Here is a 21,152-nt window from a genome sequence, read left to right on the forward strand (position 1 = left end):
CGGCAATCGAATTGAATGCTTCTTTTACAAATTCCGCATCTTTATTCGGAACTATTATAGGTTTATTGTTTTCGTCTCTTTTATTTTCGTATCCCATTGGTGCTTTTACAATCCATCTACCTTCTCTCATGGCTCTTCTCATTCCGACACTCACATTCAATGCTCTGCGGTCATTTTCAACTTCGGGTGATGCAAGATAAAATGCAAGCATTAGTTTATTTTCGGGTGTATTCAAATCTAATGGTTGTTCAACTGCCTGTGCTTCGACATTATAATTTTTAAGTATTCTAAGCATTTCGTATGATTCGGTTGCGTTTCTTAAAAACCTGTCCCATTTTATAAATAATAACAAATCAATTTTGTTTTTATTTTCTTTTATGTATGTTAAAAGTTTTTTGAATTCAGGTCGTTCAAAACTTTTTGCGGAATGGTCATCCTGAAAATGCGCTGCAACTTCTATCTGATGAATATTGCAATATCCTTTCAGCTTTTCAATCTGGTCGGATAAGCTGTATCCCCTGATTGCCTGTTCATCAGTTGATACTCTTGTGTATAATATCGCTCTTTTATTCATTTGCTTTTTTTTGTTTTATCTTATTCAATTGTTCTTTAATGTACTCAATATTTGTGCCGGCTAGTTTATATAAAAAGTTTATAATTGCTTGCAGTTGTTCGTCTGTAAACTCCTTTGCTGTTTTTTCGAGTATTTTCCTGCATTGATTCAACGACAACATTTGTGTAAAACTTTATAAATTTATTTATCGAAAATGGACTCTCTTTATTTTTCATATATGTCGTGTTTGGGCTTATTTTACTGATTATTTAAGAACCAAATATGACATATTATTTTGGTATTATTAAGTTATCTTGTAAGTATTTTCAATATTTTCATTGCTTTTCAAATTATTGTTTTTTCTTTGTAATTCATATTTCAAAGATAAAGCAGTTGAAAAGTGAAGTGTTCGGTTAATGTTGCTTATTGTAGCTTTTTGTGAAACATAATCACAAAATGTTAAACATTATCGGTATTTGTTTTTATTTGTAGTTTTGGTAGCTATGCGGTAAGAATGCGGTAATCATGTGGTAAGAATGGGGTAGCAATGTGTGTATCGTCCTGATTTTCCTTGTCTACAAGTTTTTTATTAGTTCAAATACATATTCCGAAAATCTCTCAACAAATAATTCTATTAATTGAAGGTTTATTTTAATTCCTCTTTCAGTATTTATTAGCCCTGATAGCATTAATACTCCTGAGTCCGTGAATGCGTACCTTGCATGATTGAATTTCTTTTTCTCATTTACATTTAATTCAAACATAAAATCATTTGGAAATCGTTTTTTATTTGATTTTACCAGCGTATAAAGCTTTTGAAAGTTAATCTCGAATAGTTTAATGATATCAGAATCAAGAATAACAAGCTGATTGCGAAGTTTAACTTGATGTTCTTCTAAAAATGAATCTAATGCTATTAGTGCTGTGTTATCGCTTTTCATTTTATTTCTTTTTGCAGAATTATGAATTTGGCAAAGAAATCGGTGGATAATTCGGTAGATTTTAATGGCAATGCAACACGAATGCTACAGCAATTTATAGCAATTCTATTAAGAAAATAAATATTCTAAAACAATTTGCAACCAATCCAAAAGGTATCCAAAAGGAATCCAACAGCATTTTTAACTTTCTTTCAGATTTGGAAAATAAATCGGTAGATTTTTTGGTAGATAATTCGGTAGATTTTAACCAAAATACATGTAGAAGTAATGTGATTTTAAATTGCAGGCAGTTTTTTAGAGAGTATAAACTAGATTATGTAAACACTGTATTTCTTTTTTTATTTCTTAAGGTAATTATCAATTACTTCTGATTTTATTTTTCCGAGTGGTGTTCCTTTGTGTCCGTTAATATTCTTATTAAAGCATTCTTTTATGAATTGTTCTTTTTGCTCTTTTGTCCGGTTGTCATAGTCATTTGGTATTTGGAAATAAATTCCGGTTTCGGTTTTATTTTGATTTCCGAACAGTATATTCCAGTATCCCGGTTCGGGTAACATTTTTTGTAGTGTTTCTGATTTATATGGGATTAAGAGTTTTATTATTTCTTCCTGTTCGGTGTCTGATATTTTACTGAACCATTCTCCATAAGTTTCGCTTTCCCACTGGTACTTTTTATACTTCTTTGATTTTGCAAATCTTTTTAATCCTGTGTAAAATTCTTTTACAAATTCAAATGGGTTTATAATTCTTTTTATCTGTATTGCATCTCTCGCTGGTTTTTCTATTATGGTAATTTCGTACTCGCCTTTTTCTGTAATTCTTACATTGAGTAATTTTATTTTGTTTTCTTTTTCTAATCTGAATGTGGCTTGTCCTGCTCCTTTGCATATGGTTTCAAGCCATTTTATTAGTTCGGGTATTGGGTCATATTCTTCATTGAAAATAATCTCTGTTTTTTTGTTTCCTACTTTTAATGTCAGTGTGATTAATCCAAATTCGCAATCTTTATAGTCAACTTTGACTTTCTGAATACCATTGCTGATGCGTGTTTTCTTCATGTTTTTAAGTTTTAAGTTTGATGTCTAAGTACAGCAATGCATTCAACATATCAAAGCTAAGCGGGCTTTATTTTGGCTCTGGGCAAGGGTTTAGAAAGTATTGTGTTTTATAAAAAACAAAAACCCACTTTGCTATGTGGGTTGTTTTTTTTCTTTTTGCTTTCTGCCTTAAGCTTTCTGCTTCTTCTCAATGAAATATTCTTCTGCAACTTTAACCGCTTTCTTCCCGTTTTCAAAGTAAACAAGCAGATTAGTCAGCACTTCTTCTCTTTGTTTTATTGCTTCTTTCTTTCCGGCAATTGTGTCGGCGATTTCTTCTGCCCATTTATAAAACTTTCCGAAGGACTGGCTTCTTACCTGTTTTGTTTCTACGTGTTTTGGTGTGGCTTTTTCTTTGCCTGTTTCTTTGGCTTTGGTTATTGCCGATTCAACTTCTTTTGCGGCTTTTTCGGCATCGCCTTTTACTGCTTGCATGATTTGCACCACTGCGTTGGCACTTATTTTTCCTTCTTTAACATGATGTTGTACTTTCATTGTTGTTCGGTTCAGAAGAGTTAGGTTTTCTATATAACCCCTTGCTTTTCCAGTCTTCTTCACGATGTCGGTTACTTTCCATCCGAAGTTTATTAATCTGCGAATTACTTCGGATTGCTCCAACATGGTTAATGGCTTTCCATCGTTGTAAATCATATATTCCAGTGTGCGTTCTTCTTCATTTTGCGGTTTCTTTTCAAGTATGATTGGCACTCTTTCGATTTTCTTTCCTTTTTCCAATGCGAGTTTTACTGCCCTCATCCGGCGATATCCATCTTTCAAAATTATTTTTCCTTCTTTTTCATATCCTTTTAATGGGTTACGGATGCCGTTTTCTACTATGGAAAGCATCAGTTCTTCTATCTCTCCATATTCGATTCGGGGGTTTTTCTTTTCATCTACTGTTATTGATGATGGTGGCACCATTAAATAGGTTTCCTTCTGAAAGTTTGCCGTTGCCGACTTTGTTTCGGTTTTTTTTGCTTGTGGTTTCATGGTTTATGTTTTTAGTTAATACTATGTATTTATTTAAAATACGCTCTATTTTGGCGTTTCCAAACATACACGTCATACACTGTGCCACGAACGGCTGGTTTCGGAAGTATTATTGGTTATTTTGAGGAATACAGGGGGATTCGGATATATTGTCAGAGAATGTCCGATAAATTAGTTTTTTATTTGACATTTTAATACGACAAAAGGTTATTAAGAAATAAAACATCAAAGAATACTTCATGAAAAGCATAAATTAAACATAATCCCAACTTTTTAAATTATAAATCAGTTTTCTAAAAAATGAATCTTTTATCTATTATATAGATTTATTTTTTTAATCGGTTTAATAATGAGGGCATGGTATCACCTAATAAAAACCCCCATGGTTTTAAGGGTTCAATATGGTCGAAAAGTAGTTTTACAATAGCAAGAAGAGGTATTGAAAGAAACATTCCTGATATTCCCCATAAAGCATTTCCCACAATAACTACTATTATCGAGAAAAGTGCATTAATTTTTACTTTTGAAGAAACTATTATAGGAACGATATAATTATTATCTATAAGTTGAATGAAATAATATAGTATCAAAACATACAACGCATACCATCCTGTAGATTTTGTTGCCAAAGCAACCATCATTGGCAATGCTACTCCCACAATTCCTCCGACATAGGGAATAACATTAAGCAATGCACCAATAATACCAAGAATTACAGCGTATTCTATTCCAAGAATTAAAAGAGCAGTAGAATTTAGTATTGCTACCATAAACGCTTCTATAACCAATCCTATAAGATATCTTTGAATAACTGTTTTAATTTGTTTAACTATTTCACTAACCTCTTTTTGATTGCTTGAGCTAAATACCCTGTGGATAAACTCAATTAAGAGTGGATGATAAAATAATATTATAAAAACATAAACGGGAACTAATAACAATACAATTATTCCGGAACCAACACTGATGAGTGTTTTTCCAATTACAGCGTTGCTTATATGAAGAACCTCACCTTTGGTTTTAGTAATCCACTCATGAATAATTTGCGGGTTTATTTCAAAATAATTGGTAGCACTTGTTATGGTTTGATTTAGCACGACTGTGAATTTGTCTACTAATATAGGCCACGATTCAGTAAATCTGATTGCCTGCGAAAATAAAATGGCACAAAACGAAGCAATCACAATAAAAGTAAGAAATAAAGTAATTACAATAGCTACTACCCTATTTATTTTAAACCGCACAAAAAAAATTACAACCGGATGAAGCACGATGGCAATAATTATTGCGAAAACGATAGGAATAATAATTCCCTTAGCGATGTACAGCATCGTTAACAAAGCAAATAAACCAATGAGAAAAATGGTTGCTTTTGCGCAAAAAGGTAATTTTATTTTTTTTTCAATCACTGCTTTTCAGATTTCATTTCTTTTTTACGAAAAATATTTTGAAAGATAAAATGACCGAATGATTTAATAGTATCAGGGTGTTGAACAACAACATTTGTAACGCCAAACTGCAAAACAGAGCCGATAAGTTTTTTAAATATATTTTTTGATGTACCTACAACTATTTTTTTTGCGATATAACCTGAAGTTAAACCTATGGAAGTGCCTAAAATATTATCAACTAAATATGGCGATGAAGCTATATCTTTCAGCGTGCTCTTGAGAATATTGACTGGCTTCAAACTCTCGTAAGTAAGGTGGAATTGTTCTTTCAGTAGCTTCTCATTAGCTGCTTGTTCAACTTCTAATAATTGAATTGCATTTTTAAGTTCGGTAGTGGTAGTTATATTTTGCATGTGATTTTATTTTAACAACTGTTTAATGATATAATTGCAGATAAGTTTTTTTAGCCGTTTATGCATAAAGAAATGTAAAACAATCCCTATAATGCCATAAAAAACAGCTATTACAAAGAATCCGTAATAGGTTTTGTCAAGAATTTCGCCGAGCCAAAAAGCTAATCCTAAATTAAAAAAAACCATGAATGACGCAATTAATACAAAGACAACAGAATGAGGTATAAATGACGAAACAACATCCGATGTTTTATCCGCAGCTTTGAGTTTTACTAACTCATAGCTCGTTTTGACATATTCGGTGGTTCTTTCCAGCAGTGATTCAATTGACTTTGCATTGTCTTCCATAACTTCGATTTTGATAATGTTATATAAACACCACGGCATTTATTTTTCTGCCGGTTGTAATACCGCTTGCAATTGATTAATTTACTTTAAAAGCATTTCAACCTTCAACCATTGGCGGTTTTCACGTCCTTTTCAGCATCTTCTGATTTTACCTGTGCCTGTTCAGCAAAGTCAGAAACTTCTTCTTTTACCTTTTCAAATTTTTCGGAAATGCTGTCGAGAAATTCATTGAATTTTTCTTTTAAGGAATCTGCATAGTCCTCTCCCTTTTTAGATATTTTTTTTCGGGTATCCGAACCTTTTTCGGGAGCAAATAAAACTCCTAATAATGCACCGGCGGCAACGCCAGCCAGTACGCCTAATAATACTTTTCCTGAGTTCATAATTTTTATTTTTTAAATTGTTTATAATAAAATAATAAGCAGTAATAAAATAATAATTAATGCACCTACTGAAATATATATTCCACCGGTAGGTCCTCTGAGCTGATTGCTTATTGAAATTACTTCATTTCGTAAATTCTTTTTATCAGATAATTTCAGATTTGACTTATCCATCGCGTTGATTTCATTTAACCTTTTCAGTAATACTTTAGATTCTGCGGGTTTTGAAACAACTATAGAGGAAGCAGCAGCAGTAGTTGCAGCGTTTGATTGAAACGGGTAAAATGTTAATGACAAACATGCTGCCATTAAACAGAAAGCGATTTTTTTCATTTGTTTAAGTTTTATAATTATTTAATTTAAATTGGTTTCTTTCCCTGAATAATTCTAAGTATTACTGCAATAGCTGCTATAATTAGAAGAATGTGTATGATGCCTCCGGCACTGTAGCCAATAAATCCAATTACCCAAAAGATGATTAAAATTAGAGCTATGGCATAAAGTAAATTTCCCATGATTTTTGTTTTTTATATTTTTTTTAATTCAATTATTAATTTGCAACCAGGCGAAGTTCATTCTTATTGGTTCCTTCCATATAATAATACCAAAACGAATTTTTTTCTAATTTCTGAATGAATAATGTGCGGGATGACTGACTGTCGTCTCCTCTCATTTTTATTTCCTTGTTTTTGTTTTGAAATGACCATGCACCAGCTCCGCCTTCTTTCCCCCATGAATAAGAATATACTCCGCTTTTCGAAAATGTTTCGGTATAGCATGATACTAAATAGGTATAATCATCACCATTAATTTTATAACTCTCCACTTTCCAAGTATTAGATATGCATTCTGTTTTTGATTTTAAACTAATGTCGGAACATTCTTTATAACCTTGAATTGCAGGAATAATAATTATCCCAAGCAGTATAAGCAATATTGATATTTTAAATTTTGATTCCATTTTTTTATGTAATAAAATTAATTGTGTTTTCTTTGTCTTAAATGTATGTCCGTTAATTATAAAACCTGTATCCTATAGTTGCTTGGTACCAAACATTTTTGTAACGTGGATTTGTAGATGTTCCATCTCCGTTGTTATTCTGAACATCCCATCCAACTCTTGCACCAAGTACAATATGTGTTAGATTAATATCAACACCACCCGTAAAACACAAAATGTTTTTACGAACATTACTATTTTTAAATTCTTGCTCTTGTTCTGAATTAATAGTTGAGCTCGAAAATACATCACTTTGCTTTGTCATGTATGAAAATTGAGGTCCTGCCAGCAAAGTCAAAAAACTACTTGGTTTTAATGCAAAAAATAGAGGTATATCAATATAATTAGTGGTACGTGTAAATTTATAGGTGTAGCCAAGAATACTACCTGTTGCCTGAAATCCTTTTTGAGAAAATAATATTTCAGGTTGAATACCCATAAATTTTCCAATAGGGATTGATATAAAAGCACCTCCGGCAAAACCAAATTTTGCATCTGCATGAAATTCTTCGCCTTTTGTATCATATACATTTGAGTAATTCGCACCTGCTTTTAATCCAAACATAAGCTTATCGCGAACGTCTTTGTTTTCCTGTGCTTTGTTAATGTTAGCCATTAAGATAATTGCTAACGTTGTTAAAATTATTTTTTTCATGATTTTTTTATTTATTAAAGTTTAGTATGTAATATTTTTTTGCTCTATGTTATTTAGCGATTGCCCATAAAGTCAAGAGTTTTGTTCAGAATGTTCGAGTTCGAGGCTTTCGACGTTTTAAAAATCGGGAGTTTACTATTGTAAATAACTGGTTTTTAAAACAAGAGTAACGAAGAACTCGAACATTATGGACAAACTCTATTTAACTTTTTTTAGTTGTTAAATCTTTAATTGCTTTACCCAAAGCATCCATATCGCGATTAAATCCGTCTGCGAATTTTTCCCAACTTGCTTTTCCTGAATCTTTAAAATTATCCAGTTTCAATTTCATGTCGCTGTTCTTTTGTTCTAACTTAGCCACTTTCTTTGCGTATTCGGCTTTGTCTGATTTTTTTTCTTTTGCTACTCTTGCTTTGAATTCAGCAATGTTTTTATTGTTAGCAATGATTTTTTCTTCCGATTCTTTTTTGAATTTCTGATATTCCGCAACAGAATCTTTTTGAGCTTCCTTTAAATCTTTCTTTGCATCAACTACTTCTTTTTTTGCATCCTGCAAATTTTCTCTTGCCTTTTCGGATTTTTTATCTGGTTCTTGTCCGAATGAAGTTGAAATTGTTCCCGTCATTAATGCTAATACAGCAAATGTTAAAATTGTTTTTTTCATGATTTATGTTTTTTTAAGATTAGTACTATTGTTTGTTTATTTATGATTTTTAATTTCAATGCTATTTTTCTTTTTTAATTAAAGAACCCTTTAAATGATTTACCGAGTTCATCCATGTCGTGATTAAATCCCACCGCAAACTTTTCCCATTTCTCTTTTCCTTCTTCTTTATAATCATCCAGCTTCTTTTTCATATCACTATTTTTTTGTTCCAACTTAGCCAATTTCTTTTCATATTCGGCTTTGTCTTTCTTCTTTTCTTTTGCTATTCTTGCTTTGAATTCAGCAATGCTTTTTTCATTAGTGGCGATTTTTTCTTCCGATTCTTTTTTGAATTGTTGAATAGAATCTTTTCTTGCTTCATATAGTTCTTGTTTTGCATCCGCTACATTTGCCTTTGCATCTTGTACGTTTTCCTTAGCATTTTCTACTTTTTCAGCCGACGATTTGCAATTGGTTAACATTGTTCCTGCCATAAAAGTTGATATTGCAAGAATAAAAATTGTTTTTTTCATTTTTAGTTTAGGTTAATTGTTATTTAAAAATATAAAGTGATTTAAAAGTACCGTTTAACAAATGTTTTGCTAAACGGTGCTTTTAATACAGAAAATTAAAGTCCGGCAATAATTTTTTGTAATTCTTCTTTAGTTTTACCAAGCTTTTTTTGAAGTCGTCCATACATTTCGTCTTTTTTGCCTTCGGCAAACTTAAGGTCATTGTCTGTTAATGCTGCAAATTTTTGTTTGAGCTTACCTTTTTGTTCATTCCAGTTTCCTTTTATTTCAGTTGTGTTCATTTTTTTAATTTTTAAGTTGTGAATTAATTTTCACATGACAAAGGTGGGCACATTGATTCGGGAAAGTGTTACAAAATTTCAGGAAAGAGTTACATCATTCACACATTTTCTGGTGGTTTGCGTTTCCTGTTCTCTAGACACCGGAATCAGGAAAGATAGAAGTATATATATGTTAAATCAATTATGTTTTCTCGTTGGTACTACAAAAAGCGGTATAGCAGTGTTATGTAAAACTTTTTCCGTAACACTTCCCATGACTATATTTTCCAGCCATTTCCGGCTGTGAGAGCCCATAACAATAATATCTGCCCGCATTCTTTGTGCTGTCTTTAATATGGATTCAGCACAATCACCTTCTTCTACTAAAGTTTGAATGGTTTTATCACCAAGGTGGAGTTTTGATTTATCAAGAAAATGCTGAGTTGCTTTTTTCAATTCATCAATACTATCTAATTGTAGTGGGTTTATATCCGTAAATTCACCAAACCCCATTATCGTAACATGTCCCGGAGAAGAATAATTCACCGGATTTAAAATTACATGAAGTAATGTCACTTCGGCTTCCATAGCTTTAGCTAATGAAAATCCTACTTCTGCTACTTTTTGTGCAGTTGGATCATAATCCAGCGCAATCAATACTTTTTTCATAATTATTTGTTTTTATATTATTGTATATTTTAAAGGGGAAAAAGCTTATAAATCTGCAATTATTTCCCGCATCTCTTTTTTTGTTTTGTGAAGTTTATATTCTGCCATTCTTAACATATCCTGTTCCTTGCCTTCCTGATAATGCAAATCAGCATCCGTTAATTTTGGATATCTTTGTTTGAGTTTTCTTTGAAGTTTATTCCAGTATTCTTTTATATCTGTTGTATTCATTTTTTTTGATTTTAAGTTGAAATAAATTTATATAGAACAAAGGTTGGTCATTTAATTCCGGAGAGCGTTACATAATTTGAGAAAAGAGTTACATCTTTCACACATTTATCTGTAATGGTTGTAGCACCTTTCAAATAAAATCATATAAACTAAACTCACGACTTATAAGCTGGTGACTTTTCACGATTGAAAATCTCTATAATGCACTGTTTCACTCTGTAAAATGCTTCCTGGTCTTTTTTTAGCAAATAGTAACAATCATATTGCTTAATCGCTTCTAAAATGACACTGAGTTTTTCCTGAGAGCTTAATAAAATGATATTTGTTTGCGGTTTCACGACTTTTATTTGTTTGATTGTTTCAAGCCCGTTATATGCATCTTTATATTTGGAATTCAGAAAATAATCCATGATAACAATGTTTGGACTACGGTGCATTTCCATTAAACACATTTCTCCAATACGGAAAGTTTTTATTTCTTTTATGTCGGGGAAACAAGTTATTAAAAATTCCTGCAATGATTTTGCATACACTTCATTGTCTTCCACAATAAAAATAATTTTTTTGTCCTGACTTTTTCTTTTGAAAAATTTCATAAATAAATTCATTTTTTTAGTGTTAAACATAATTGTGTTTTTCTATTTCTAAAATTGCCTTATTGCATATTAAATTAAGTGTCTGGTTCAGTTCTTTTATTTTTTCAATATCTGCTGCCGTTGTTCCCAACTCTTCCATCTCCTGTAAAACAGGTGCAAGGATAGAAATACCCATTATGGAAACAGACGACTTCATGGAATGAGCAAAGCTCTTTATTATCGCATAATCTGTTTTTGTTATAGCATCATTAATACAATGAAGTTCTTCGGGAAGTTGCTTGAGGAAAGCATTTGTTATTTCTTTTATCAAATGTTTTTTTCCATTCATTATTTCATTAAGATACCTGAAGTCGCATACATTTTCGAGTTCTGTACTATTCATTTTGCTTGTTTTTTTTATTCTTATAAAAATTATACCGATAGGATATCTGTAACAATCTTCCGAACTTTTGTTGTCCTAAAACAGATGTCATATCGGCATTATTAAATTGAATTTCGGACTAAACTATAAATCCAATTGATATTAATGAATCGCAAGACCAATAGTTGAAACACCGCTTGATAGGTCAAGGAATAATCCAAGACTATTATTTAAGTGATATTCTGTTCCTATATGTATATCAAGAAACAAAGGGTTTGCATTATGATAATAATTTCTATCACCATAATAGCCATTGTCCCATCTTGAGCTTACTATTGCAAATCCTAAAGAACCCGCCAGATAAAAATCCCATTTGGAATTAGCGTTGAGTAATTTATCAAAATAATATGTGCCTTTGGCGCCTATCGGGATAACTGTTTCGTGATAGTAATAATATTTGTATGGATAATTATCGTGATTATTTCCCCAATAATATCTGTTGCTGTATGAATAAAAATTAATAAAAGGAGCTAGTGTAAAATTATTTGCCACACCAAATTCATAGTCGGCATGAAAAACAGGTAATGAATGCCCAATGTATCCGTAATATCCTGAATATCCTCCAATGCCTAAACCTAAGTTTAAGGTGTTTCCAAATTTTTCAGTAGAAGTTGCTTCCTGGGCAGATATATTGAAACTCAATACCGAAAGGAAGAACAGCGAAATTATGATTAATTTTTTCATGATTTATTTTGTTTTTAAGTTGTGTCCCGAATTATTCGGAATTCACAGTACAAAGGTGAGCACCTTTAAACAGATAAGTGTTACACAATAAAAAAGAAGAGTTATATCATTCACACATTTGAAAAAGAAATTTAAAAATGTGTTGATTTGAAGATTTTAAAATTATCACTCAATTAAAAAAAATTGTATTTTTCAAATTTTCAAATTGCCTTAAAGCACTTTGTTGTTTTTCTCGCGTTCTTTTTCAAACTTTTTTCTCGGGGTTGCAGTGTTTAATTCATTCATTTGCTGATATGCCTTTATTAATGTCTCCGGAAGTTCGCCTTTGTAAACTATTTTGTAAAACGAAAAGCCGTTGTATGGGATGTTGTTTTCACCGGTATAAATTTTCACACGGTTTTCCACTGCATTTTTCTTAAAGTGTAACATAAAAGCATCTTCTCTTTCTTTATTTAATTGTTTGAACTTGTCGTTGATGACGTCTGAACCGATATATCTGTAACATTTCGCTTGTATAGTAAACAGCACGACATTGCCAAATTTTTTGTTTAAATACTTAACAAACAAAGAATCCTTTACCGACATTTTATCAACCTTTAGAGAATCATTTTTACTGAGAAACCGGGCATTTTCATCTTTAGATAATAAAAAATATTTCTTCTTGGCTTCAAAAAACAGGATATATTCCTTTTCTTTTTCGGTATAAACCATAGGATAAACATATATAAACGCTTCAGTGTTATTTATCAGAAAATCCACCATTTTATTTACAAACCTTTCCTGATTGGGTAATAGTGAATTCTGCTGCATTTCCCATTTCAACGTGAGTGATTTCTCAATTTTATTTTCTGTATTTTTTACATGTATTCTGTAGGGAATTGTGATGGGCTTGACAAAAATATTTTCAAGCATGTCAAAGATTGCATCGCACAAGTGAAATTTAGGATTCTTTAAATTGCCGGTTATCGGAATTTCGTAATCAATAACATTGCCGGTTTCACGAATGAAGAACATTATCAAAGGCGATGGAATCCATTTTGTATCTTTGTTTTTTTGGCGAACGGCTACACGCGGGTCAATTACCAGCAGATTATTATTGCTTTTTATAATTCCACTTCTCACTTTCCATTTGCCATTGAGTTCTATAGTTCCCCTGTCTAAAGGGAAAGAAGTATAAGTAATAAGATAAGGATTAAACATAGAAGCAGACAATTTTTGAAGATGATATTGCATATCAAAATTTGTGCTGTCTTTGGGATCAATGCTCAGAATTACTGATATATTGCCATAAGGATGAATGCCTGATTTAAAAGAAACCTCCACACGTTTACGGTTTTTATTAATAGAATCAGCAAAAATGTAGAGAGGATTTGCTTCTATTGAAAATTTTTCGGCAATAGAATAGTCATTGAATTTTAAAACACCGTTGTAAATCGCCAGTTTATTAATCTTATAATCACTCTTAAAAAAATTTCTTGCAAGCAGTTTTACGTAATCGGCAATTTCAAGAATCAGGTTGAAAGCGACAGGGTCTGCTCTGGCTGCTGAAATGTTGTCTCCGTGTTTTCCAAACATCCTTTGCAGGTTATCTAAATAATCATAACGCTCATATTTTAAAAAAGGATGAATAAGAAATAATGAATCAAAAAGATATTTATGGTTCTTCGGACTCAATGCATCAATTTTTAACAACAATTTGTCAAAGGACGCATAATCATCATTAAGATTTTTCCCAAAATGAAAATTATTCAATACCAACAGTCCTTTGGCATTTATATTTTCCTGATCGTTTAAATTTCCTGTTGCTTTTATGTCTGCATCAAGCTTGGCACTAAAGTTTCCGTAGTTTACTAAATCTTTGAGGTATTGTTCTATAAATTTTAAATCGAATTTATCCACGATAGCTGCAAGGCGATAATCGAGGTTCTTAAAATTGATTGTAAAATTGCCTTTTGCACTGCCGCTTCCGGTTCCTGAAAGGAAAGAATATTTTACCCAAATTGTATCTGCATTCCATCGCTTGCCCGTACTTTCTAAATTTACTTCTTTGATAAAATAATTTACCGGAATTACTTTTTCACGGTAATAGAACTCTCCGTTTTTTATTTTTATATTTAGAATGTTAAAATGAACCGGTGATGAAGTTGTATCAGATTTTTCGGGAGTAAATTTTTTTATCAAATCATTAAAATTAAAATCTTTATTGTTTTGAATAATTATTCCCTTTGGTCGGGTTAATGTGATTTCTGTTATTTCATAGGTTTTCGATAACATTTTAAGCATGGCGAAATTTGCACTTACCCCTTTTGCTGAAAAGAAAACGCTGTCGCTTTCAATTAAAGCAGGTAAACTTTTTGATTCGTAAATTTTAAGGTTGCTGAAATAAATGTAACCGGCAAACGGATTTACAAAAGCCCAGTCCATTGTAATTTGCCTTCCTGTGTATTTTTCATCATACCTTTCAACCAGATATTTTGTGATGATTGAAATAAATAAAATAACAACCATTACAGTAATGATGATGGAACTGATTACAATAATTAATATTTTTTTTAATTTGGTATTTGCAATTTTCATTCTTCAATTACCTTATAATTTTATTTTTTTATTTGAACTGAATATGCGTTTGGAATTATTTTTTGCCCGTGAGTGTGTGCATATACTTTGGTGAATTCGGCGCCGAAATAGAGTATGATGGCTGAATAATAAACCCAGACAAGAATTAAAATGATGGAGCCGGCAGCACCATAAACTGATGCAATGTTATAACTTCCAAGATAAAAACCGATGGCGAATTTGCCAATCATAAAAAGAAAGGCTGTAAAGGATGCTCCGATGATGCAATCGCGGAAAGCTATTTTCCCATCCGGCAGTGTTTTAAATATTATGATAAATAAAAGCGTTATGATAACGAAAACGATGAGTACATTGACAAAGTAAAATAAATAAATAGCATCCTGCGGAAAGTTTATTGCCAAACGTTTGTTGAGAATTTCAATTAAAGAATTTACGATTAAACCAACCAATAATAAAAACCCTACAGAACCAATCATGGAAAATGACATAAGACGGTTGTACATAAATTTTATTAAACCTCGTTTGGGTTTTGCTTTAATACCCCATATATAATTTATGGAGCCCTGAATTTCGCCAAACACGCCTGATGCCCCGATTAATAAAATGATAACACCTGCTATAGTAGCAAATATATTACTGTTTGAAAGCTCTACGTTTTTTATTGTTTCCTGTATTTGCAATGCGGCATCATTACCCACTAGTCCGTTAATCTGCCCGAAAATTTCACCTTTTACAGCATCAGCGCCGAAAAATATTCCACTCAGGGATATGATGATGATAAGCAATGGGGGTAAAGAAAAAATAGTGTAATAGGACAACGCTGCACTTAATTTAAGAGAATTGTCGTCTATGAATTCCTTGAAGGTTTCTTTGAGGAGATAACCTGTTTTTTTTACGGTGTTTTTTATTTGCATCTTACTATTCAGTTTAAAACTAAAGTCATAAAGCATAAAGAAGTTTTTTTAGTTTTTGGCTTTCAGCTATTGGTTTTTCTGCTTTTCTTCTTCAGCATCATCCTTCTTTTTTTCAGCTGCTTTTTCTTTCCTTTTAAAATAACCTTTGAAAAGGAAATTTTCCTTGGCTGCATTCATGTTTTCATTTAGCCCTTTGCTGCTTCTTTTAAGGTTCACCATGGTCTGATTAAGATTTTCCGCAAAGGCTGAGTCCTGAATTAATTGGCCAAGCATTCCGTTTCCTTTGTTTATTTTAACCATAATCTCTGCAAGTTGTTGCGAAATAATTTCGGCATTACCTGCTGTTACCAGCAAACTTGCCATAATGGCATCTGTTTCAACCGGCTCTTTTGATGCAATTTGTTGTCCGGCTTTTGCTAATGGAGCATCATAGCTTCCCTGCGTAATAATTAAAAGCCGGTCGCCAATAAGTCCTTCCGAACCTATTGCCACTTCACAGTCCGATTTAATAAACTGCCTGACATTTTTTTTAATCAGCATATCTACCATTACAGTAGAATCGTTTATAATGCGGATGTTGTCAACAGTACCTACATTGATTCCCGAGAAACGAATATTATTTCCAACCTGTAATCCGCTTACATTATAAAAAGTTGTAGTAAGTTTAAAAACAGGGTTAAATAAATTTTTCTGCTTTCCTATTAAGAAAATTGCAATTACGAAAAGTACCAATCCTCCTGCAATAAACAGTCCTAGCCGTACTTTGAATTTTGGTGTGTGCGTATCCATATTTTTAGTTTTCAGTTGTTGTGAAATTCTTTATTTAAAAAATGATTTGATTAATGTGTCGTTTGAATTTTCAAATTTTTCAATATTTCCTTCCTGATAAACTTCGCCGTCATGCAACATGATAATTCGGTCTGCATTAGTGCGTGCACATTCAATATCATGCGTGATGATGATGGAAGAAGTTTTATATTTTTTTTGAACATCATTTATGAGTATACTTATTTCATTGGAAGTAACAGGGTCAAGTCCTGTTGTTGGTTCATCATAAAGCATTATCATAGGGTCCACAACAATGGTGCGTGCCAAACTTATTCGTTTTCGCATGCCGCCGGAGAGTTGTGAAGGCATTTTATCCAATGCATCAGCCAAGCCTACATTTTCCAAAACCTCATTTACTTTTTCTTCAATTTCTTTTTCGGTAAGATTCTTTTTTATTCTTCGCAACGGAAATTCCAGATTTTGTTTTACAGTCATGGAATCATATAATGCACCACTCTGAAAAAGAAAACCAATTTTCTTTCTGAATTCACCCAGTTCTTTTCTGTTTAATGCAGTAACATCTTTTTCAAACACATTTATTATTCCGCTATCAGAATTTAATAAACCAACAATACATTTTATTAAAACAGATTTACCACTACCTGACTTTCCAAGCACAACCAGGTTTTCGCCATTAAAAAGATTTAAAGAAATATTTTTTAATACCTCTTGTTTCCCAAATGATTTCTTGAGATTATTTATTTCAATAACGGGTTCATTGCTTATCGTTTTAGATAAAGTATTATTTATAGTATTTGTTTGGGTTGTGTTCATAATATCATCATATCTGTGATTTGTACTGCAATCATATCTACAATTATAACAAGGAGCGAGGCTAACACAACAGCAGAATTTGCTGCAATACCCACACTTTCTGTTCCGCGCCCTGCCGTATATCCTTTATAACATCCAACCAAGCCAATTACGGCACCGAAAAAGAACGACTTAACAACAGCCGGTAAAAAATCGATGAACTCAACATGGCTGAATGCCTGTGAGAAAAATAAAACAAACGTTACCTCACCTTTAATATTTGCACCCGCCCAGCTTCCTAATATGCCAAGAGCATCTGCATATAAAATCAATAAAGGTATCATAAGCGTTGCTGCTAAAACTCTTGTAACAACTAAAAATCTCATGGGATTGGTGGAGGATACTTCCATGGCATCAATTTGTTCAGTCACTTTCATTGAACCTAATTCTGCTCCCATGCCCGAACCGATTTTTCCTGCGCATATCAATGCTGTTATAACCGGACCCATTTCCCTGATAAGAGATACCGCTACCATTCCCGGAAGCATTGTTACTGCTCCGAAATCAATAAGTACCGGGCGCGTTTGAATAGTAAGCACCAAGCCCATAATGGTTCCGGTTACTGAAATAAGAGGTAAAGATTTATATCCGATTTGAAAACACTGGCGCAAAAATTCTTTGAATTCAAAATCACGGGAAAAAGTTTCTTTAATCGTACGCGATATGAATAAGAAAATGTTGGCTATCTCCGCTAAAAAATTGTTTACTTTTTCGGTTTTCCCAAGAGTTCTTTCGCTGAGCCTCATGAATTGCCCCATTGCAAAATCATTTACTTTAGTAAGAGGAGTAAGTTTTTTCATGATAAAACGTCATACTTAATTTTATTTTTGGAAAAACATATTTGATTCGTAACACTACATAAATTAAATTTTAAAAATCACCATTCAGATAATATCTTAAACAATGACTTTTTAAATTTAATTTGTGATTAAAGTGCTGCAATAATCTTGTATAATTCTTCTTTTGTTTTGCCAAGTTTGATTTGAAGTTTTCCCAACATCTCCTCTTTCTTGCCATCTACAAGCATCAGGTCATTGTCCGTTAAGATTGCAAATTTCTGTTTTAGTTTGCCTTTCTGCTCATTCCAGTTTCCTTTTACTTCTGTTGTGTTCATTTTTTTTATTTTTTGTTTGTGAATTAATTTCCACGTTACAAAGGTGAGCCCTTTAACTTCATAAAGCGTTACACAATTCCGAAAAAGAGTTACATCATTCACACTTTAAATTTAAAGGTTACTAAAAACAAAAAAACCCCACCCCGATAAATATCAGAGTAGGGGACTTTTTACTTTTGAAAAATTTATTGTTGAGAAACCAGCTTACCTGATTGTATTGTTTTGTTGTTGCCTATTATTTTGTAGAAATAAATTCCTGAAGGAAGATTACTTGTTTCAAGAGTTGTAATTTGTTTTGTGATGTTTGCATTCATTACTTCTTCTCCCAAAACATTGTACATCTTAAATATGCAATTATTAATTTGCGATGCATCATTTATCATGATGGTTGTGGATGTACTAAAAGGATTTGGGGCTATAGTAACTGTTTCAGTATTTCCGTTGTTGTAAGAAGCAATACCTGTTGAGCTGCAACCAGTAGGCATAGTAGACATGATAGCAGGACTTCCGGCAGTCGATACGGCACCTGCAGTTGTAAGTCCTCTCCCATCAAGTGCAACAGTTGTTGATAAGCCGATATCACCGGTATTAACAATTGTTCCTCTGAAGCTAGAACCTGCTGCGGCACCCACTGCGCCGGTAACTTTCCAAAACACATTTTTTGACTGTGCCTGGTTCTGCAAAATAATTGCAGCACCCGCGGCTGTCGTAAGAGCACCGGAAACCTTGATAACAAATACTGCATCGGCATTCCCTTGTGCATTAAGATAAAGATTACCTGTAAGTAAAGCAGCAGCGGTCATGTTGTAAGTATGTGGTGTAAGAACCAGATCGTTTCCAAGTTGTTGAGGGTACAACAACGTAATATCGGTAGTTAATGTGTTGAGATACGTATAGAGTGTGCCCAATTCGTTTGCGGTTGCCAAAGTAGAAGCACCCGGAGAATGAATAGTACCTGTCACATTCGCAGGAATAAAACCGACAGGGGCAACGGAATTCGATCCGATATCACCTGTAAAAAGTCCTGCTGCATTGGAGTTTGTCATTGCCCCTGTTGTGGTAAATAAAACATAACATTCTGTGGAGGCAAGTGTAGGGTAAGTGGGTCCTGTAAGAGTAGGTGAAAGATTAGGACTTGCGCAACCGATAGGTATACGTGCTGTTGATCCGTCAAGAGAAACGGTTCCTGTAACAGCAAGTGCTCTTCCTTCAAGTGTGACACCAGTCATGTTAATTGCCCCGCTTTTTGCAATAATAGTTCCCTTCATTTTAGCTCCGGCAACGATACTAACCACACCATTCGTCTGCCAGAATACATTACATGCTGTTGTTCCACCAGTAAAGGTGACATCAGCAGTACCATCTACAGATAAACTTCCATCAATTATAAATATAAATACATCAGTAGTCGCTGTAGAATTTAAAGTAAGGACTCCGCCCAATGTTGCAGCTGCGCTAATTGTGTACACTCCTTTAGTAAGGATCTCTCCATTTCCAAGCCCAACCACATGAGAAATAACGGTTCCATTACCTAAAGTAATAATCTCGTCTCTTGCAGCAAGCAAATCTGTTGCAGCTTGTCCGCTTCCGCCTATAGTTACTCCATCATTGTCGTGTATCTGACCGTCAATGTTTCCGAAACCACTGGTAACGGTTGATCCATTTGTGCCTACATTTCCCGTAAGCTTAGGAAGGTCAACTGAATTTGTACTTGTCACAGGCCCGGCAGAAGAAAAAAGAACGAAGTTAGCTGCAGTTCCCAAAGAAGGAGCTTGTGCAAAACTTAAAGCTGGTACTAAAAGCAGAATAACTGCTGTTAATACGCAGAGTAGTTGTTTTTTCATTATTTTTTGTTTTAAGTTGTGTCCCGAATTATTCGGATTCACGGTACAAAGATGAGTCCTTTAATTCCGGAAAGCGTTACATAATTTTAAAAATAAGTTACATTATTCACACATTAAGCTAAAAAACAAAAAGCCCACCCTATAATACTCTGGGGGTGGGTTTTTACTTTTTGAATTATTTATCACAGGAAATAAGTTTGCCTGATTGTATTATTTAATTGTTGCCTATCACTTTATAAAACCTGTTTTCTAAAACAAGATTACTCTTTTATGGACGGTAATGGTAAATTATTGACAATCGTTTTACTTACAATAATAAATTCAGTACGTCTGTTTTTTTGGTGCTCTGCATCTGAACAGTCAGAAATAACATCATCTTCACAGGCACATCCATTTACCAACTTTGTTTCACCATATCCTTTACCGGAAATTCGTTTCGGGTTTGTAATTCTATCCTTTATATACTTAGCCGTTGCTGTTTCCCTGTTATCGGATAATATCTGATTATATTCTTTAGTTTCCCTGCAATCGGTATATGAACTTAATTCAACAGTCATGTTGGGATATTCATTCATTATCTTAACAATTTTATCCAATTCAATTTCAGCATCCGGGCGGATATTGTATTTATCTAAATTAAAATAAATAGAATTTAATTTTAATATTATTCCCAAATCAGCAGCAATCTTTAATTTTTGTTCATCAATTTTTTGAACAACAATTTCTTCATTTGCAAGAAGTATAACATCTGCTTTTACAATTAATTCCTTACCAAAAGTGTTGGCAAAAGCATATCCTTCAGTATATTTTTCTTTTTTGCCGGTTACTCTGAAATTTTTATCTGTACCGACTGAAAAGGTATAAGCCCCGTCATCTTTGGTGCTCAGCGTATCAATTACGTTGCCTTTATCATCAAGTAATGTTATATATGTTTTTGGGATAGCGATTCCTTCTTTATTTTTTGCAATACCTTTTATTTTTTTACTAATATCTATTTCTTTTAATAAATCAAAAGAATAAATGTCATCACCTCCCGAACCGGTATTTCTGTTGGAAGAAAAATATCCTTTACTCATATTGTCATTTACTATTACAGCAAAATCATCGTACTGGGTATTTAAAGGAAATGTCTTATACTGAAATAGGTTGACCATTTTTCGTTAAATATATTTTACAAAATTAGCACTAAATTCCGAAACATTGATAACTTATTAAAAAACCTTTGAGAGTTTTTTAAAAGTTGTCAACATT

At 32.8% G+C, this 21,152-nt stretch carries 28 protein-coding genes; all 28 read right to left on the reverse strand.

Features of this window, described 5'->3' with window-relative positions; genetic code table 11:
- Positions 1–639 precede the first annotated feature (639 nt).
- On the reverse strand, positions 640–789 hold the full coding sequence (locus WC223_11145; GenBank protein MFA6924793.1) for a hypothetical protein: 150 nt from the start codon (positions 787–789) through the stop codon (positions 640–642).
- A gap of 339 nt (positions 790–1,128) precedes the next feature.
- A complete protein-coding gene (locus tag WC223_11150; protein ID MFA6924794.1) occupies positions 1,129–1,494 on the reverse strand; it encodes an ORF6N domain-containing protein in 366 nt (121 codons plus the stop codon).
- A gap of 338 nt (positions 1,495–1,832) precedes the next feature.
- Positions 1,833–2,552 carry a hypothetical protein gene (locus WC223_11155; protein ID MFA6924795.1) on the reverse strand — a complete coding sequence of 240 codons (720 nt, stop codon included), beginning with the start codon at positions 2,550–2,552 and terminating at the stop codon, positions 1,833–1,835.
- Between the two features lie 168 nt (positions 2,553–2,720).
- Positions 2,721–3,581: a ParB N-terminal domain-containing protein gene (locus WC223_11160; GenBank protein MFA6924796.1), complete on the reverse strand. Its 861-nt coding sequence runs from the start codon at positions 3,579–3,581 to the stop codon at positions 2,721–2,723.
- A 326-nt stretch (positions 3,582–3,907) separates the two neighbouring features.
- Complete coding sequence (locus WC223_11165) at positions 3,908–4,990, reverse strand: AI-2E family transporter (protein MFA6924797.1); 1,083 nt, start codon at positions 4,988–4,990, stop codon at positions 3,908–3,910.
- Positions 4,987–5,385 carry a hypothetical protein gene (locus WC223_11170; GenBank protein ID MFA6924798.1) on the reverse strand — a complete coding sequence of 133 codons (399 nt, stop codon included), beginning with the start codon at positions 5,383–5,385 and terminating at the stop codon, positions 4,987–4,989. Before WC223_11170 ends, WC223_11165 begins: the two co-directional genes overlap by 4 nt.
- Positions 5,386–5,391: 6 nt before the next feature.
- Positions 5,392–5,772, reverse strand: a complete 381-nt coding sequence (locus tag WC223_11175) for a phage holin family protein (GenBank protein MFA6924799.1) — start codon at positions 5,770–5,772, stop codon at positions 5,392–5,394.
- Positions 5,773–5,837: 65 nt separating this feature from the next.
- Positions 5,838–6,116, reverse strand: coding sequence for a YtxH domain-containing protein (locus tag WC223_11180; protein ID MFA6924800.1), 279 nt, complete (start codon positions 6,114–6,116; stop codon positions 5,838–5,840).
- Between the two features lie 21 nt (positions 6,117–6,137).
- Positions 6,138–6,449, reverse strand: coding sequence for a hypothetical protein (locus WC223_11185; protein ID MFA6924801.1), 312 nt, complete (start codon positions 6,447–6,449; stop codon positions 6,138–6,140).
- A gap of 26 nt (positions 6,450–6,475) precedes the next feature.
- Entirely contained in the window at positions 6,476–6,631 is a 156-nt protein-coding gene (locus tag WC223_11190; protein ID MFA6924802.1) for a lmo0937 family membrane protein, read from the reverse strand.
- A gap of 35 nt (positions 6,632–6,666) precedes the next feature.
- A complete protein-coding gene (locus WC223_11195) occupies positions 6,667–7,077 on the reverse strand; it encodes a hypothetical protein (protein MFA6924803.1) in 411 nt (136 codons plus the stop codon).
- Positions 7,078–7,129: 52 nt separating this feature from the next.
- Positions 7,130–7,771: a porin family protein gene (locus WC223_11200; GenBank protein MFA6924804.1), complete on the reverse strand. Its 642-nt coding sequence runs from the start codon at positions 7,769–7,771 to the stop codon at positions 7,130–7,132.
- Between the two features lie 202 nt (positions 7,772–7,973).
- Positions 7,974–8,435, reverse strand: coding sequence for a hypothetical protein (locus WC223_11205; protein ID MFA6924805.1), 462 nt, complete (start codon positions 8,433–8,435; stop codon positions 7,974–7,976).
- 74 nt (positions 8,436–8,509) lie between these two features.
- The gene (locus tag WC223_11210) at positions 8,510–8,950 is read right to left on the reverse strand and encodes a hypothetical protein (GenBank protein MFA6924806.1); all 441 of its coding nucleotides are present in this window, start codon (positions 8,948–8,950) and stop codon (positions 8,510–8,512) included.
- 95 nt (positions 8,951–9,045) lie between these two features.
- A complete protein-coding gene (locus WC223_11215) occupies positions 9,046–9,231 on the reverse strand; it encodes a CsbD family protein (GenBank protein MFA6924807.1) in 186 nt (61 codons plus the stop codon).
- A 177-nt stretch (positions 9,232–9,408) separates the two neighbouring features.
- Positions 9,409–9,879, reverse strand: coding sequence for a universal stress protein (locus WC223_11220; protein MFA6924808.1), 471 nt, complete (start codon positions 9,877–9,879; stop codon positions 9,409–9,411).
- 45 nt (positions 9,880–9,924) lie between these two features.
- Complete coding sequence (locus WC223_11225; GenBank protein MFA6924809.1) at positions 9,925–10,110, reverse strand: general stress protein CsbD; 186 nt, start codon at positions 10,108–10,110, stop codon at positions 9,925–9,927.
- A 155-nt stretch (positions 10,111–10,265) separates the two neighbouring features.
- Entirely contained in the window at positions 10,266–10,706 is a 441-nt protein-coding gene (locus tag WC223_11230; GenBank protein ID MFA6924810.1) for a response regulator, read from the reverse strand.
- A 22-nt stretch (positions 10,707–10,728) separates the two neighbouring features.
- On the reverse strand, positions 10,729–11,088 hold the full coding sequence (locus WC223_11235; GenBank protein ID MFA6924811.1) for an Hpt domain-containing protein: 360 nt from the start codon (positions 11,086–11,088) through the stop codon (positions 10,729–10,731).
- Positions 11,089–11,229: 141 nt separating this feature from the next.
- A complete protein-coding gene (locus WC223_11240) occupies positions 11,230–11,811 on the reverse strand; it encodes a hypothetical protein (GenBank protein MFA6924812.1) in 582 nt (193 codons plus the stop codon).
- A gap of 210 nt (positions 11,812–12,021) precedes the next feature.
- Positions 12,022–14,388 carry a DUF748 domain-containing protein gene (locus tag WC223_11245; GenBank protein ID MFA6924813.1) on the reverse strand — a complete coding sequence of 789 codons (2,367 nt, stop codon included), beginning with the start codon at positions 14,386–14,388 and terminating at the stop codon, positions 12,022–12,024.
- Positions 14,389–14,408: 20 nt separating this feature from the next.
- Positions 14,409–15,302 (reverse strand): YihY/virulence factor BrkB family protein, encoded by an 894-nt coding sequence (locus tag WC223_11250; GenBank protein MFA6924814.1) that lies wholly within the window; start codon positions 15,300–15,302, stop codon positions 14,409–14,411.
- A 66-nt stretch (positions 15,303–15,368) separates the two neighbouring features.
- Positions 15,369–16,091: an MlaD family protein gene (locus WC223_11255; protein ID MFA6924815.1), complete on the reverse strand. Its 723-nt coding sequence runs from the start codon at positions 16,089–16,091 to the stop codon at positions 15,369–15,371.
- Positions 16,092–16,121: 30 nt separating this feature from the next.
- A complete protein-coding gene (locus tag WC223_11260) occupies positions 16,122–16,904 on the reverse strand; it encodes an ATP-binding cassette domain-containing protein (GenBank protein MFA6924816.1) in 783 nt (260 codons plus the stop codon).
- Positions 16,901–17,743 carry an ABC transporter permease gene (locus WC223_11265; GenBank protein ID MFA6924817.1) on the reverse strand — a complete coding sequence of 281 codons (843 nt, stop codon included), beginning with the start codon at positions 17,741–17,743 and terminating at the stop codon, positions 16,901–16,903. Before WC223_11265 ends, WC223_11260 begins: the two co-directional genes overlap by 4 nt.
- Before the next feature lie 128 nt (positions 17,744–17,871).
- Positions 17,872–18,057 (reverse strand): CsbD family protein, encoded by a 186-nt coding sequence (locus WC223_11270; GenBank protein MFA6924818.1) that lies wholly within the window; start codon positions 18,055–18,057, stop codon positions 17,872–17,874.
- Between the two features lie 185 nt (positions 18,058–18,242).
- The gene (locus WC223_11275) at positions 18,243–19,901 is read right to left on the reverse strand and encodes an ice-binding family protein (protein MFA6924819.1); all 1,659 of its coding nucleotides are present in this window, start codon (positions 19,899–19,901) and stop codon (positions 18,243–18,245) included.
- A gap of 260 nt (positions 19,902–20,161) precedes the next feature.
- Entirely contained in the window at positions 20,162–21,055 is an 894-nt protein-coding gene (locus tag WC223_11280; GenBank protein MFA6924820.1) for an OmpA family protein, read from the reverse strand.
- Between the last annotated feature and the right edge of the window lie 97 nt (positions 21,056–21,152).

The sequence above is a fragment of the Bacteroidales bacterium genome, assembly GCA_041671145.1.
Taxonomy (GTDB): Bacteria; Bacteroidota; Bacteroidia; order Bacteroidales; family JAHJDW01; genus JAQUPB01.